Here is a 13,601-nt window from a genome sequence, read left to right on the forward strand (position 1 = left end):
CCTTCCTCAAGCTGCACACTGCGCCCTCAGTTGGAGTACGGATGAAAGCGAGCGAGAAGAAGGGGCGATGATTGGTTGTCGCACCTGGGTCAGTGCGACATTCGACCCCGGCACTCAGGTGGGAAAATCACCGTTGCCCGTCGCGCCCGGGTGAGGAAATGGCATGGATTCACTCGCACGGCTGATGCCGACGAGACGGGCCGAGAAACAATGTGGGTCAGAACCTCAGGGAGGGCATTGTCGAAAGCCCAGTGATCACGTGGTGTCGATGGCGGCACAGATCGTGATGTTTCACGTGAAACGAGGTGTTGCACAAAATCGAAGGGCAGTGAACGCACTGGCAAAAGGGCAATTTCAGTGAAGTAGTCGGGCCGCGGCAGCCCGAGCATGCGGGACGGAGGTGTCGGTGTCGGTGCCGATGCCGGTGTGATCCGGTGTGATCCGGATGCGAATGCTGAGCGAGGATTGAGAACGAACCTTTCGCGGCCGGCCGATATCGCTCCCGATCACCCTTCCCACTTAATATGAGACCTGTCATGGCCTTCAGCGAGACGTCAGCAGCGTCCTCGGCCGGTCGATAACGTATTCGCCCGGCTGGTAGGAGGCCGGCTGTGGTCACCGGTGAAGCAGTCCGGTCATTCTCTGGCATTACCCACGATGTTCATGAAGCTGATCCTGCCGGCGACGGGGCGTCGCGCGGCCGAGTTCATGTTTCACGTGAAACACGCCTCGACCTTCATCGCTTTCCAAGGAGAACCCAGCAGGTAGGGGACACGCAAGTACGTCCCGATGATGCTCATGAGCTCCGGACGAACGCTTGCGACTCCGGCAAAGGTACGACGGAGTTACACACCTCGATGCCGTGAAGGGCACCGATGCAGAAGGATTTGGTAACGAGGCCCACATGTCACCGTATGTTCGTCCTCGTCCTTGTATCCCCGGTTCTCTTGGCCACCGCATCCGCATCGGTGGGGACGCGTACCTCAGCTGCTCCTGTCCGTCCGCGACCCGATGTAGCCCTGGGGAGCGGACAGACTGCACATCATTCTGTCCGGACGGTGTCTTCGTACCGATCGAGGGGCATTCCGTGTTCGAAGCTTCTACCGGGGAGATGCCGCAACCCTTGTTTCACGTGAAACACGTCGTGCCCGATGCCGGACGGATCTCATCAGATTTGCTCGTCCAGATTTTCGCCACCAGTAGGCACCCATCCCTTCTGGCCGAGGCGACGCCGAGGAGGAAGAATCACCATGAGCGCAAAGACGGCGCGATTGGGTTCAGGCCCTTCAAGCGCCGCCTCCGTCACCGTCATGCCTGAGTAGATTCGCCTGGCATCCTGAATCGGCGTCGTGACCCGGATCGGCGCCGATCCACTGCTCCACGCCGTTGTCTCAGCAACAGTGCTGCTGGTGATCGCCCGACATATTCCGTCCGTCACCGCCTCGTAGAGCGTGTCGAATGCCGGCCTACTCGAACGGTGAACTGCCCCTCGGTCAGCGGCTTGGTCGACGGGTGTCGTGTGCCCGACGATGCGCATCTGCAGCGGGGGTGCGCGGAAATTGCCGGACACCGTGGGCTGAGTACTTCCGCTCCCTCCCTTGACATGGGGAGGGAACACGCCGAGCACCAGGACCTCGTCCCCACAGGATGACAGAAGACCCACCGCATGGCGATGGGCCTTCTGTTCTTCGGGCGGCGACCGTCGGAAGGTGCTGCCGTCCCGGAGGGAGCTACTTGCCGAGGAAGGCCGCGAACTCCTGCTCGAGAACCTGCTTCGGCTTGGCGCCGATCGAGGTGGCTGCGACCTCGCCACCCTTGAACACGTACACCGCCGGGATGGAGGTGATCCCGTACTTGGCGGCGATGGCCGGATTGTCGTCGACGTTCACCTTGACCACGTCGACGCTGTCGGCGTGCTCGGTGGCGATGTCGTCGAGAATGGGCGAGAGCATGCGGCAGGGGCCGCACCATTCTGCCCAGAAATCGACGATGACCGGCTTGGGGGCCTGCAGGACGTCGGCATCGAACGATGCGTCGGTCACATCCTTTGCGTTGCTCATGGCGGTACTCCTTGCGTTGATTATGAGAGGGAGGCGGTTTCGGACACGGCTTCCGCTGCAGGTGTGGGGACCCGTGCGGCGGTGTTGGCGGCACTCACGTTGTCCGCGAGGTAGTGCTCGACATCGAGAGCGGCGACGCACCCGCTGCCCGAGGCCGTGATGGCCTGCCGGTAGGTGGGGTCGATGACGTCTCCGGCGGCGAACACTCCGGGGAGGGAGGTCTTCGATGTGCGGCCCTGCACCGCGATGGTGCCCTCGGATGTCAGCTCCAGCTGGTCCTTCACGAGATCCACCCTGGGATCGTTGCCTATGGCAACGAAGAGCCCGGTGATCTCGAGGTCGGTCTCGCTGCCGTCCTGCGTGTTCGAGATCTTGACGCCCGTGACCTTGTCGGCCCCATGGATGCCCACGACCTCCGAGTTCCAGAGGAAGCGGATCTTGTCGTGCGCGAATGCACGATCCTGCATGATCTTCGATGCCCGGAGTGAGTCGCGACGGTGGATGACGGTCACGGAGCGCGCGAACTTCGTGAGGAAGAGCGCCTCCTCCATGGCGGAGTCCCCACCGCCGACGACGGCGATGTCCTGGTCGCGGAAGAAGAAGCCGTCGCACGTGGCGCACCAGCTCACTCCTCGTCCGGACAAGCGCTTCTCGTCGTCCAGGCCGATCTCGCGGTACTCCGATCCCGTGGAGATGATGACCGAGCGGGCGAGGTACTCTTCCCCCGTACCGATGGTGAGTTTCTTGATGTCGCCGTCGAGTTCCGCCGAGACCACGTCCTCGAAGAGGATCTCCGTGCCGAATCGGCGGGCCTGCTTCTCGAACTGCTCCATCAGGTCCGGACCCATGACCCCTTCGGGGAACCCTGGGAAGTTCTCGACGTCGGTGGTGTTCATGAGCTCCCCACCGGCCTTGACGGAACTCGCCAGCATGATGGGCTTGAGATTCGCCCGAGCCGTGTACACGGCGGCCGTGTAGCCGGAGGGGCCGGAACCCACGATGATCACATCGTGGATCTTGGGCTCCGTGGCTGAGGTGTCTGCGGTGGGGGTGTCCACGCGGGCTTCGGTGTTCGTTGTCACGTTGTCGGAAGACCTTCCTGTCTTTTCCTGCGCCGGTACTGCACTACTGGGTGTATCAGCGGACTACCCTCCAGAACCACGCATCAGGAGTAGATATTCCGTTCTGCCGGGCACGCGGAACCCGGAGGCCACGGGCACCGGGTGGGTCAGCTGACGTCGATCTCGGCGATGCGTAGACCGAAGGGGAACGGCGCCTGGATGGCCAGCCTCGGCAGCTGGGTGAAGTTCACGATCACGTACTGTGCCGTCGGCTGCCCGTCGGCGGTCTCGGGGATCGGCACGGTGACGGTGGGCGCCGTGAAACTGCCCTGCGCAACCTGTTCCGCACCCTGGAGAGTGGGCTCGGAGTTGAGCAGGACGGAGAAGGCGCCACCGGAGCCGCTGATCTGTGTGATCGACACGTCCGAGACGGTGGATTCCTCCTCGAGCTCCAGGACGAGTGCCAGGTTGGAGGCGAGACCACCGAAGGTGTCGCTCGCGTACACCTGATTGCCCCAGAAGGTGGTGGGGTCCCCGTCGATGATCAGCGGGAGGGTGCCGTCATTGCCGGCGTCGAGTCCCTGATTGTCGGGAACCACGCGGCTGATACCTGAGACCACCGGCGCCACCGGGGCCGGTGCGGGCTCTGCCGACGGAGTCACCGGGGCCGCTGTGGGTTCGGGGGCCGGTGCGGGTTCGGAGGTGACCTGACCCTGGGGGTCGGCCACGGGCGTCTCCCCGTTGTTGAGGTTGCCGAGCGTCGTGGCCGCGAACACGACCGCGACGATGATGCCGACGGTCAATATCCCGCCGACGAGCAGGCGCGTGAACCGGCGCCCACCGCCGTCGTTCTCCTCGTAGTACTCCTCGGGACCATCGACGTCGTCCCCGTAACTGTCCGGATCGTCGTCCTGGGGTTCGGACAGCGGGAAGTAGGAAGCGGTACGCCCGGATGCGGCACCTGCGCCGGCACCCACTGCGCCGGCGGTCGCGGCCGCAGCCGGGCCCGCTCCGAGGCGCTGGTTCCCGTCGTGATCCGGCTCGGCATCCTGCCAGGACCGGTCCGAGGAGGTGGCCGGAGGCGCTGCCTGCGACGAACTCCCCGAGGGGGATGCGGGGCTGGACCCACCGGGACGCCGGTCGGGGGGCGGTGGAACCGTGTGGGTGCCCGGTCGCGGGGTGGACGCCGCAGCCGGCGGGGCGTCGTACGGATCGTCGGTGTCGTCGTCGGGAACGTAGTCATCATCGGTCCTACGTCCGAAACGGCGTGCGAGCCCTGCCAGGCGCGACGGGCGGCGCTGCTCGTCGTCCTCGGGTTCGTAGCCGTCACCGTAACCGTCGTCGTAGCCGTCCCCGGACTCGTCGGACCGGGACCGGCCGAAGATCTCCGAACCGAGGGTCTCCGTGAAGAACGGCTCCTCGTGGAGGTCCTCCCCGGGCCGGACCTCGCGTTGCACGATCAGGTCCAGCATGTCTGCCGCGGGGGCACGGTTGGTCACCAGGTAGGTGCGCGAATCGTTGATGTTGAGATCCAGGACCTGGATGTTCTCGTCCCGCTCCCCGGACGCGAGCTCCCGCGCGGTGGCGATCACCTGCGAGGCGTTGTCCTCCGACGCCACGAGGATGCTCACGGGTCGGTTCAGCACCTGGTCCATGCCCTCGAGCACCAGATCCTCGTCAGCAGATGCCAGGACGTAGGCGGTCACCTTGTACCGGCCGCCCAGCACGGAGCCGACGTCTACTGCTTCTGACACGTGTTCCTCCCGAAAGAACCCTGGCCGATTTCTCCCCATGCTACCCGGCACGTACTGCCGCACGGGGTGCGGTGTCACGCCGTGCGGCGCCGGAATCGCGAGAGCAGGGGCCGGACGAGCTGATCCAGTTCCTCCACCCGGAGCAGTTTGAGCATGAGCAGGTAGACGGCAGACATGGTGATCCCCCCGAGGGCGAGGACCAGGACGGAGTTCACCTTGGACTGCCACAGGTACCCGCCGGCCTCGTAGCCGCCGAACACCCAGCACAGCACGGACCCCGCGACGGCGGCGACGATCCCGGCGAGCACCAGTCGCACATGCACGTCGAAGATGTGCCCCGCGCCGTAGGAACCGATCTTCCGGGTCAGGAAGACGTGGCTGATGACGACGGCGGCGACGTTGCCGATCGAGTAGGCGACCGCGAGCATCGGCACGATGAACTGCGGGTCGAACAGGCCCGCGGCCAACGCGAGGGCCACGCCGATGACGGAGAGGATCAGCTGGATCTTCAGGGGCGTCTTCACGTCCTCACTCGCGTAGAAGACACGGTTGAGGAAGAAGTTGGCGCTGAGGAACGGCGCCCCGACGGCGAGGATCGCGATGATCACGCCGTTGATGGCGGCGCTCTCCGCCGACTCGCTGAACAGTCTGCCGAGCGGACCGGCGAAGGCGAGGAGGGCTGCGGACCCGAAGACGGTGGCGACTCCGATGATCCGCAACCCCTGGGACAGCGTGGCGCGGACGGCGGCGAGATTGTTGTCCGCGTGGGCGGAGGAGAGCTGGTTGAACATGACCGTGGCCAGGGACAGCGCGATCACCGCGTGCGGCAGCTGATAGACCATGGCCCCGAAGTCGAGGTTGGTGGAACCCGCGATCTGCACCGGAGGGTCCTGGGCGAGAAGGGCAGTGCGGGCGTCGGTGGCGATCGTCGCGATCCGCTGGTTGACGAGATAGAGGCCGTTGCCGACCAGCATGGTCACGATCGTCACGGAGGCCAGCCTGCCGGTCCTGCCGAGCCCCGTACCACGGACACCGAACTTGGGCCGGAGGCCGAGGTTCAGGCGTTTGAGCGGGATGAACAGCACCAGCGCCTGGATGACGATGCCGAGCGTGGTGCCTCCCGCCAGCAGGAGCGTCTGCTGCGAGGTCCACGTGTCGGGGCTGTGCCGCTCCACCTGCTCGGTACCCATGAGGGCGATGAAGACCACGAGGAAACCGATGGACACGATGTTGTTGACCACGGGCGCCCACATGTACGGGCCGAAGGAGCCGTTGGCGTTGAGGATCTGCCCCATCACCGCGTACATGCCGTAGAAGAAGATCTGCGGCAGGCACCAGTAGGCGAACGCGGTGGTGAGCGCGAGGTTGGATCCCGTGAGGCTCGTGGTGAGATTCACGACCAGCGGTGCGGCGAGCGTCACGAGGACCGTGAGGACCAGCAGGGCCGCAGCGGCCAGGGTGAGGAGCCGGCTGACGAAGTCCGCCCCGCGGTCGGGCAGTCTGCTGGCGCGGATGATCTGCGGCACCAGGACGGCGTTGAACACGCCACCGGCGAGCATCAGGTAGAGGAAGTTCGGCAGGTTGTTCGCGGAGGTGAAGAGGTCCGAGACCTGCCCGGATGCACCGATCGCGGTGGCCAGCAGGGACACGCGGACGAGCCCGAGGAGCCGCGAGACCAGGGTGCCCGCGGCCATGATCGCGCTCGACCGCGCCGTGGATCCGCTCCGTGGTGCCGAGGGGTCCGGGCGGGTGCTCTGCGCGACGTCCTGCTGGGGGACCGAGGCTGTGTTTGTGTCCGACATCGTTCCCCATGTTCTCATCCGTGGGACGACGGCGGCGCCGGATGATGGACGACGGCGGCGCGGAACCGCGTGCCCTGCGGACCGGTCAGAGGTGCTCGGGCAGTACTTCCCGCGCCAGATCGGCGATGCGGCGTTCGTTCGGGAAGGAGAGCCTACGGCCCAGATCCTGCAGCGGGACCCACGCGACGTCCACGGCCTCGTGGTCGGGATCGTTCTCGATGGTGAGGAAACCCCCCGTACTGATGAGGAGGAAGTGGTGCACCGTCTTGTGCACCCGGTGACCGCTGACGGTGAACCAGTAGTCGATGCTCCCGAGAGCGGACACGATCCTGCCCTCGATCCCGGTCTCCTCCGCGATCTCGCGGACCGCGGCCTGCTCACTGTTCTCGGCACCCTCGGGGTGACCCTTGGGGAGGCACCACTCCAGGCGTCCACCGCGATTGAACCGCGCGATGATGGCGACGTCGAGTGATTCCGTGCTGGCATCCACCACGATCCCGCCGGCGGAGACCTCCTCCACGGTGGGTAGCTGCTGCTGCACTGCAGGCATGCCCGTGGTTCCCATTGACACGGTCAAGGGGGTGCGTTTCGGTGCACTTGGAACGGGTCGGTCCATGAACCCACTCTAACGATCTTTAACCGGTGGCGATGACGGTCGGATCCGTCCGGGGAGTTCCGTGGGAGGCCGCTTTCCCGCCATCACCGGTGTGGAGAACAGGCGCGGATCTGGCACCCTTGAAGGACTATGGAGCACCAGCCGGACACCTCGACCCTCACCGCGAACCTCCCCTCCGTGGTCCTCGAGGTAGGCCGGCTCTTCGAAGCCGCCGGCCACGAACTCTCGCTCGTGGGCGGCCCGGTACGGGACCTCTTCCTGGGCAGGGTGTCGCCCGATCTGGACTTCACCACGGACGCCGATCCGGACGGCACCCTCGCCGTGATCCGGGGCTGGGCGGATGCGCACTGGGAGATCGGCCGCGCGTTCGGCACGATCGGCCTGCGGAAGAACGGGTACCAGATCGAGATCACCACGTACCGCGCCGAGGCCTACGACCCCGGGTCGCGGAAACCCGCGGTGGCGTTCGGGACCGCCCTCGACGAGGACCTGGTGCGCCGCGACTTCACCATCAACGCCATGGCGCTGCGCCTGCCGTCCATGGAACTCGTGGACCTGTTCGGCGGGGTGCAGGACCTGCACGACGGGGTGCTGCGCACCCCCGGGACGCCGTCGTCGTCGTTCTCCGACGACCCGCTGCGCATGATGCGCGCCGCCCGCTTCGCGTCCCAGCTGGGCGTCACCGTGGCACCGGAGGTGTCCGCGGCCATGACGGCGATGGCGGAGCGCATCACCATCATCTCCGCCGAGCGGGTGCGCGACGAGCTGGTCAAGCTGCTGCGGGGTCCGGCACCCGACGCCGGGATCGACCTCCTCGTGGGCACGGGACTCGCGGACCACGTGCTGCCCGAGGTCGCGGCGCTGCGGCTCGAGACGGACGGGCCCCCCCGCCACAAGGACGTTTACCAGCACTCGCTCACCGTGCTGCGGCAGGCCTGTGCCCTGGAGACGGACGACGACGGCGCGGTGCCGGGCCCCGACGTCGTCCTCCGGCTCGCCGCGCTGCTGCACGACATCGGCAAGCCTGCCACGCGGCGGTTCGAGCCCGGAGGGGCGGTGAGCTTCCGTCACCACGACGCGGTGGGGGCCAAGCTGGCCACCAAGCGCCTGCGCGCCCTGCGCTTCGACAACGACACCATCAAGGCCGTGGCCCGCCTCGTGGAACTCCACATGCGGTTCTACGGGTACGGGGAGGCGGGCTGGAGCGACTCCGCCGTACGGCGGTACGTCAGCGACGCCGGTCCGCTGCTGGAGCACCTGCACCGGCTCACCCGCTCCGACGTCACCACGCGGAACCGCCGGAAGGCGGAGCGGCTCGCGTTCGCGTACGACGACCTCGAGGAGCGCATCAGTGCCCTCGCCGAGCAGGAGCAGCTGGACGCGATCCGCCCGGACCTCGACGGCCAGCAGATCATGGCACTGCTCGGCGTCCCACCCGGACCCCTCGTGGGCCGCGCCTACCGTTTCCTCCTCGAGGAGCGGATGGAGCGCGGCCCGCAGGACCCGGCCGACGCCGAGACCACCCTCCGCCGCTGGTGGAGCGAACAACCCGAATCCCAGGAGAGCACAGCATGAAACCCATGTCAGGCGCGGCAGCACCGGATCTCACCCCCTCCGGCACGCCGCTCCCGCGATTGTGGCTCCTCAGGCACGGCGAGACCGAGTGGTCCCGCGACGGCCGGTACACGGGCCTCACGGATCTCCCGCTCACCGAGCACGGCGAGGAGCAGGCGCTCGCCGCACGGCAGCACCTGGAGGGCGTGGACTTCGGCCTGGTTCTCACCTCACCCCTGCAGCGCGCGGTACGGACCGCGGAACTCGCGGGCTTCCCGGACGCCGAGGTGCTGCCGTTCGCCCACGAGTGGGACTACGGGGACAACGAGGGCAGGAACAGCGCCACGGTGCGCGAGGAGAACCCCGGCTACCTGATCTGGGACGACGGCGTGCCGAACGGCGAGACCCTGGACCAGGTCTCCGAGCGCGCGGACCGCGTCATCGCCCGGGTCCAGGCCGGCTGCGGCACCCCCGCGGACCGCGACCCGGGTGCGACGCCGGTGCAGGACGCGCTGCTCGTGGCCCACGGTCACTTCCTGCGGATCGTGGCGGCGCGCTGGTTGCAGTTCGGTGGCATCGAAGGACGCCGGTTCGTCCTCGGTACCGCCGCGGTGTGCGCGCTGGGCTGGGACAAGCGGACGCCCGCGATCGTGCACTGGAACCTCTAGGCGCCGCCGGGCCGTGAGGTCCGCCGCGGCGTCCCGTACACCACGCGCCGCACCACCCACTCCGCCGGGCCGGTACCGAACCGGCGGAGCACGAGAGTGCTGGTGGTGAGCTGCGCCGCGAACAGGGCCAGGACCACCAGCACCACCACGGGGGAGGCGAGCCGGTCCATCAGCCCCAGCCCGTACCCGGTGAACACCACACCGAGCACCACGGACTGGGCGAGGTAGTTGGTCAGGGACAGTCTGCCCACCGGCGCCAGGGCTCGGCCGACACGCGCTCCCCGGCGGGCACCGAGCAGCAGCAGGACCGCCGCCACGTAGCCGACGGTCCCCAGCGGAGACACCAGCCCGGGGGGGGGGGGGGAGCGCGGCGCCGCCCCGCCGGTACCGCCGCAGGGGGCGAGGCACGCCTGCACGGCGGAGCCCGCGAGCCCCGGCGGCAGCGTTCCCAGGACCACGCGTCGCAGGACGCGCGGGGCCGGGACCGTGGGCCGGAGGACCCCCAGCATCGCCAGCGCGTAACCGGCGTAGAAGGCTGGAGCGCCAGGGGTCCCTGGAAGAACAGCACGGAGGGCAGCACCCCCCCGTAGGCGCGGGCGTGCGCCGCGAGCGCGGCGGCGGCATCCGCGGGGGGCGCGGCCGGCGCCGGGCCCGCCGTGCCGGCGCCGCCGTCGTGGAGCACGACGACGGCGGAGACGGCGAGGAGCAGGGCCACCACCACCGTGATCAGAACGGCGGTGCGCAGCGCCGTCGTCGCCGATGCAGGACGGAAGGCGGGCAGGACGGCGCCCATGACCGCGTAGGTCAGGAGGATGTCACCGTAGAACAGGGCCGCACCGTGGAGGATCCCGAGCACCGCCAGGACACCGAGCCGGCGGGTGGTGCGGCGGACGGCGTCGTGCTGTGCTCCCCCGGACTCCCCGGCCGCGAGCGAGACCGCGATCCCGTACCCGAACAGGAGCGAGAACAGCAGGGAGAACTTCCCCTCGAGGAAGGTGGAGACGAGGAAACGGACCACCAGGGTGGTGGTGGTCGCGGTCCCGGGATCCGGGCCGCCGGACAGGGTGCCGGAATCGGCGAAGAACCAGACGTTGACCAGGAGGATGCCGAGCAGGGCGAACCCCCTCAGCGCATCCACCTCCATCACCCGCTGTTTCCCCGTCGGAGCGGGCATGTCCATCCTTTCCTGCAGAACTGCACAATTGGTTCCGCCACGGTCTATGCCTGCCCGTAGTCCATACGGTAGCTTTGCCTGTATGCCATTGGGGCTTCCCAACTCGATCGGGGAGCCGTGGCCGGCCCATCGTAGGTACGAGCAACGAGAACGGAGGTGAGGATTGTGAATATCGAACTCGGCGGAGTGTTCACCCGTCATACCAATCCTGCCTTCGTCATCCGTACGCACTAGGGAGTCCGCGCACCGGTTCCCGCCGGTTGTCCGAGCACACCCCGCGCCCTGCGCGGCTCCCGTCCTCCCGCAGCGCTGCCTCCCGGCACCCCTGCCCTCGCTCACCTACGGAGAGTCCTCCCATGCCCGAGTCCCAGCACCTCCCTGCCCGTTCACCGCAGGACCACCCGCCGTCGCCCCCACCGGCCCCCGCCCGGAGGCAGGGGGAGTTCATCCTGAGCGGTTCCCTGACCCCACCCGTTCTCCCCGGGCCGGGCGCGGACCGTTCCCACGACCTCGGAGGTGTTCCGGCGGTTCCCATGCCCGGGTTCCACCTCCGGACCCACGTCCAGGTGCTCCTGCGCAGGTGGCGCAACGGACTCTCGCTCTGCGGGCAGATCCGCGGCAGCTCCGCACCGGGTGCCCGTGAGAACGCGGAGCGGTTCATCCTGCCGCAGCACACCACCTACATCAGATAGGAGGGGCCGTCGCGGCTCCCGGCGTCACCTCCCGTTCCCCGGCGCCGTCCCGGGAACGGAATGTGACGCCGGAGCGGTGCGTTATAGGGTCGAAGATGGTCATGGACCGGCCCCTGACCCCGGAGCCGGCCGGAAAGGAGCGGCCGTGTCCGGCGTACGGCGTGTGGCCATGCTGTCCCTGCACACCTCACCGCTCGAACAACCCGGGGCGGGCGACGCCGGTGGCATGAACGTCTACGTCCGCAGCACCGCCCTGGAGTTGGCCAAGCTCGGCATCGAGGTGGAGATCTTCACGCGGGAGACCGGGCAGGGCAGGCCCCGCCGCGAGGTCCTCGGCGACGGCGTGGTGGTCCACCACCTCACCGCCGGTCCGCACGGCCCCCTGCCCAAGGAAGCGCTCCCCGGCCTCGTGGACAGCTTCGCCGCTGCCATCACCGGCGTCGCCGACCTCCTCGCCGACGGCCACTTCGACGTCCTGCACTCCCACTACTGGGTCTCCGGGGCCGTGGGTCTGGTGCTGAGCAAGGCCATGGGACTGCCCCTGGTCCACTCCATGCACACGATGGCCAAGGTGAAGAACCTCCGGTCGGGGGCGCTGGGGTCACCGGAGCCCGTGGAGCGGATCGACGGGGAGCAGGCCATCGTGGACGGAGCGGCCCGGCTCGTGGCCAACACCAGCACCGAGGCCGCCGAGCTGGTGTCGCTGTACGGGGCGGGCGAGGACCGCATCGACGTGGTGTCCCCGGGCGTGGACCTGGAGACCTTCCACCCGGGGGACCGCCGGGCAGCACGGGCCGCACTGGCCTTCCCCGCCGAGCAGTTCCACGTGGTGTTCGCCGGACGCATCCAGCGGCTCAAGGGCCCCCAGGTGCTGGTGGCCGCGGCCGAGGAGCTGCACCGGCGGCGGCCGGACATCCCCCTGTGCGTCAGCATCCTCGGTGCCGGCAGCGGGGCGGAGGCGCTCGCACTGGAGCCCCTCATCGCCGCCGCGGGTCTGCGGGAGCAGATACGCCTCTACCCCCCGGTCACGCCCACCCGTCTGGCCCAGTGGTTCAGGGCCGCGGACGTGGTGGTGATGCCGTCCTTCAGCGAGTCCTTCGGGCTGGTGGCGCTCGAGGCGCAGGCGTGCGGCACCCCCGTGGTCGCGGCGAACGTGGGTGGTCTGCCGCAGGCCGTGGACGCCGGCCGCGGAGGGCTGCTGGTGGACGGCCACGGCGCCGCCGAGTGGGCCGAGGCCCTGGAGCGACTGCACGACGACGCCCCGCTGCGCACTGCCCTGGGGCGTTCGGCGGCCGTCCACGCACGCGGGTTCGGATGGAGGCGCACCGCCCTGCTGACGGCCGGGAGCTACCGGACCGCCGTCGATCGCTTTCCCACGGCGTCCGCGCTGCCCTCCTGAGGGTCCACCCGAGGGACCACCCGGGGTGCTCGCCTAGGATGAGGAGGATGAACCCCACCGAACTCGCCGAGTACCTCGATGCCGTCCGGATCACCGGGGCCGTGGCCACCCCGCGCCAGGACAACCTGCGGCACATCGAGCTGTTCCTCGACGGGAACGAGAATCTCCACTTCGGGGTCACCCGGACACGCCCCTGGACCTTCGACGAGGTGTTCGACCTCATGCACGAGCGCGTGGGCATCCGGGCGGACCGCGGATTCCTCGAGGGACAGGACACCATCGACGCCGCCCTGTGCGTCGCCGCGCTGGACCGTTTCGCGGACCGGCTGGGCAGATCCGTCCGCGACGGGGAGCGGATCCTCTTCGCCACGGGCCACCCCGCAGGTCTGCTGCCCGTCCACGCCGCTCTCGCACGCGCCGCCTCCGCCGGGGGAGCCACCGTGGTGGACGTCCCGGAGGGCAGGGGCTTCGAGGCCGGTGACATCCGGCAGCTCTTCAAGGTGCTCGTCTGGCACCAGCACGGTGGCCTTCGGCACACGCATTCCCCCGATCCGATGCGACTGAGTCTCGAGACCCTCGCCGCGGAGGGGCTCGCGGCACCCGATCTCGTGGTGGCGGACCACGGCTGGGCGGGGCAGGCGGCCAGCGCGGGGATCCCCACCATCGGCTTCGCCGACTGCAACGACCCCGGGCTGTTCGTCTCCGAGGCGCAGGGCCAGGTGGAGGTGGCCGTACCCCTCGACGACAACGTGTGTCCGGGCCTCTACGAGCCGCTCATCACCTACGTGCTGGAGCGCGCCGGCCTGCCGCGGGGGTGAAGC

General features: G+C 68.5%; 13 protein-coding genes. 6 read left to right on the forward strand and 7 right to left on the reverse strand.

The features are described 5' to 3' along the window. Positions 1-1,168: 1,168 nt before the first annotated feature. The 6 genes from AC792_RS16905 to AC792_RS06315 form a co-directional block, all read right to left on the reverse strand. The gene (locus AC792_RS16905; RefSeq protein ID WP_152916062.1) at positions 1,169-1,570 is read right to left on the reverse strand and encodes a hypothetical protein; all 402 of its coding nucleotides are present in this window, start codon (positions 1,568-1,570) and stop codon (positions 1,169-1,171) included. 160 nt (positions 1,571-1,730) lie between these two features. Then, the gene (trxA, locus tag AC792_RS06295) at positions 1,731-2,060 is read right to left on the reverse strand and encodes a thioredoxin (protein ID WP_049829712.1); all 330 of its coding nucleotides are present in this window, start codon (positions 2,058-2,060) and stop codon (positions 1,731-1,733) included. Positions 2,061-2,080: 20 nt separating this feature from the next. Then, a complete protein-coding gene (trxB, locus tag AC792_RS06300; RefSeq protein WP_200903379.1) occupies positions 2,081-3,076 on the reverse strand; it encodes a thioredoxin-disulfide reductase in 996 nt (331 codons plus the stop codon). A 212-nt stretch (positions 3,077-3,288) separates the two neighbouring features. Continuing rightward, positions 3,289-4,875 (reverse strand): ABC transporter substrate-binding protein, encoded by a 1,587-nt coding sequence (locus tag AC792_RS06305; RefSeq protein WP_152916063.1) that lies wholly within the window; start codon positions 4,873-4,875, stop codon positions 3,289-3,291. A gap of 74 nt (positions 4,876-4,949) precedes the next feature. Further along, the gene (gene murJ / locus AC792_RS06310; protein WP_049829714.1) at positions 4,950-6,677 is read right to left on the reverse strand and encodes a murein biosynthesis integral membrane protein MurJ; all 1,728 of its coding nucleotides are present in this window, start codon (positions 6,675-6,677) and stop codon (positions 4,950-4,952) included. Between the two features lie 85 nt (positions 6,678-6,762). Next, positions 6,763-7,242, reverse strand: a complete 480-nt coding sequence (locus AC792_RS06315) for an NUDIX hydrolase (RefSeq protein ID WP_049829715.1) — start codon at positions 7,240-7,242, stop codon at positions 6,763-6,765. Between the two features lie 180 nt (positions 7,243-7,422). On the opposite strand from AC792_RS06315, the gene AC792_RS06320 reads away from it, so the two are divergent. Both AC792_RS06320 and AC792_RS06325 read left to right on the forward strand, forming a co-directional pair. After that, a complete protein-coding gene (locus AC792_RS06320) occupies positions 7,423-8,868 on the forward strand; it encodes a CCA tRNA nucleotidyltransferase (RefSeq protein ID WP_049829716.1) in 1,446 nt (481 codons plus the stop codon). Further along, the gene (locus AC792_RS06325; RefSeq protein WP_235436428.1) at positions 8,865-9,515 is read left to right on the forward strand and encodes a histidine phosphatase family protein; all 651 of its coding nucleotides are present in this window, start codon (positions 8,865-8,867) and stop codon (positions 9,513-9,515) included. Before AC792_RS06320 ends, AC792_RS06325 begins: the two co-directional genes overlap by 4 nt. On the opposite strand, the gene AC792_RS16315 is transcribed toward AC792_RS06325, so the two are convergent. Continuing rightward, the gene (locus AC792_RS16315; RefSeq protein WP_082177522.1) at positions 9,512-10,024 is read right to left on the reverse strand and encodes a DUF418 domain-containing protein; all 513 of its coding nucleotides are present in this window, start codon (positions 10,022-10,024) and stop codon (positions 9,512-9,514) included. The two genes, AC792_RS06325 and AC792_RS16315, sit on opposite strands and share 4 nt — an antisense overlap. An 89-nt stretch (positions 10,025-10,113) precedes the next feature. Between AC792_RS16315 and AC792_RS17260 the strand changes: the two genes are divergently transcribed. The 4 genes from AC792_RS17260 to AC792_RS06345 all read left to right on the forward strand — a co-directional run bounded on the left by AC792_RS17260 (position 10,114) and on the right by AC792_RS06345 (position 13,598). Beyond that, on the forward strand, positions 10,114-10,749 hold the full coding sequence (locus AC792_RS17260) for a hypothetical protein (protein WP_082177523.1): 636 nt from the start codon (positions 10,114-10,116) through the stop codon (positions 10,747-10,749). A gap of 296 nt (positions 10,750-11,045) precedes the next feature. Beyond that, on the forward strand, positions 11,046-11,381 hold the full coding sequence (locus AC792_RS16910; RefSeq protein WP_152916064.1) for a hypothetical protein: 336 nt from the start codon (positions 11,046-11,048) through the stop codon (positions 11,379-11,381). A gap of 145 nt (positions 11,382-11,526) precedes the next feature. Beyond that, on the forward strand, positions 11,527-12,780 hold the full coding sequence (gene mshA, locus AC792_RS06340) for a D-inositol-3-phosphate glycosyltransferase (RefSeq protein WP_049829719.1): 1,254 nt from the start codon (positions 11,527-11,529) through the stop codon (positions 12,778-12,780). A gap of 47 nt (positions 12,781-12,827) precedes the next feature. After that, a complete protein-coding gene (locus AC792_RS06345) occupies positions 12,828-13,598 on the forward strand; it encodes a phosphatase (protein ID WP_049829720.1) in 771 nt (256 codons plus the stop codon). Positions 13,599-13,601 lie beyond the last annotated feature (3 nt).

The organism is Arthrobacter sp. RIT-PI-e, assembly GCF_001187915.1.
Taxonomy (GTDB): domain Bacteria; phylum Actinomycetota; class Actinomycetes; order Actinomycetales; family Micrococcaceae; genus Arthrobacter_D.

Excerpts from the sequence above, each read along its gene's own strand:
- AC792_RS16315 (WP_082177522.1), bottom strand. The coding sequence starts at position 10,024 with ATGCTGGGGGTCCTCCGGCCCACGGTCCCGGCCCCGCGCGTCCTGCGA.
- AC792_RS06320 (WP_049829716.1), top strand. The coding sequence starts at position 7,423 with ATGGAGCACCAGCCGGACACCTCGACCCTCACCGCGAACCTCCCCTCC.
- murJ (WP_049829714.1), bottom strand. The coding sequence starts at position 6,677 with ATGTCGGACACAAACACAGCCTCGGTCCCCCAGCAGGACGTCGCGCAG.
- AC792_RS06345 (WP_049829720.1), top strand. The coding sequence starts at position 12,828 with ATGAACCCCACCGAACTCGCCGAGTACCTCGATGCCGTCCGGATCACC.
- trxA (WP_049829712.1), bottom strand. The coding sequence starts at position 2,060 with ATGAGCAACGCAAAGGATGTGACCGACGCATCGTTCGATGCCGACGTC.
- AC792_RS16910 (WP_152916064.1), top strand. The coding sequence starts at position 11,046 with ATGCCCGAGTCCCAGCACCTCCCTGCCCGTTCACCGCAGGACCACCCG.
- AC792_RS06315 (WP_049829715.1), bottom strand. The coding sequence starts at position 7,242 with ATGGGAACCACGGGCATGCCTGCAGTGCAGCAGCAGCTACCCACCGTG.
- AC792_RS06325 (WP_235436428.1), top strand. The coding sequence starts at position 8,865 with ATGAAACCCATGTCAGGCGCGGCAGCACCGGATCTCACCCCCTCCGGC.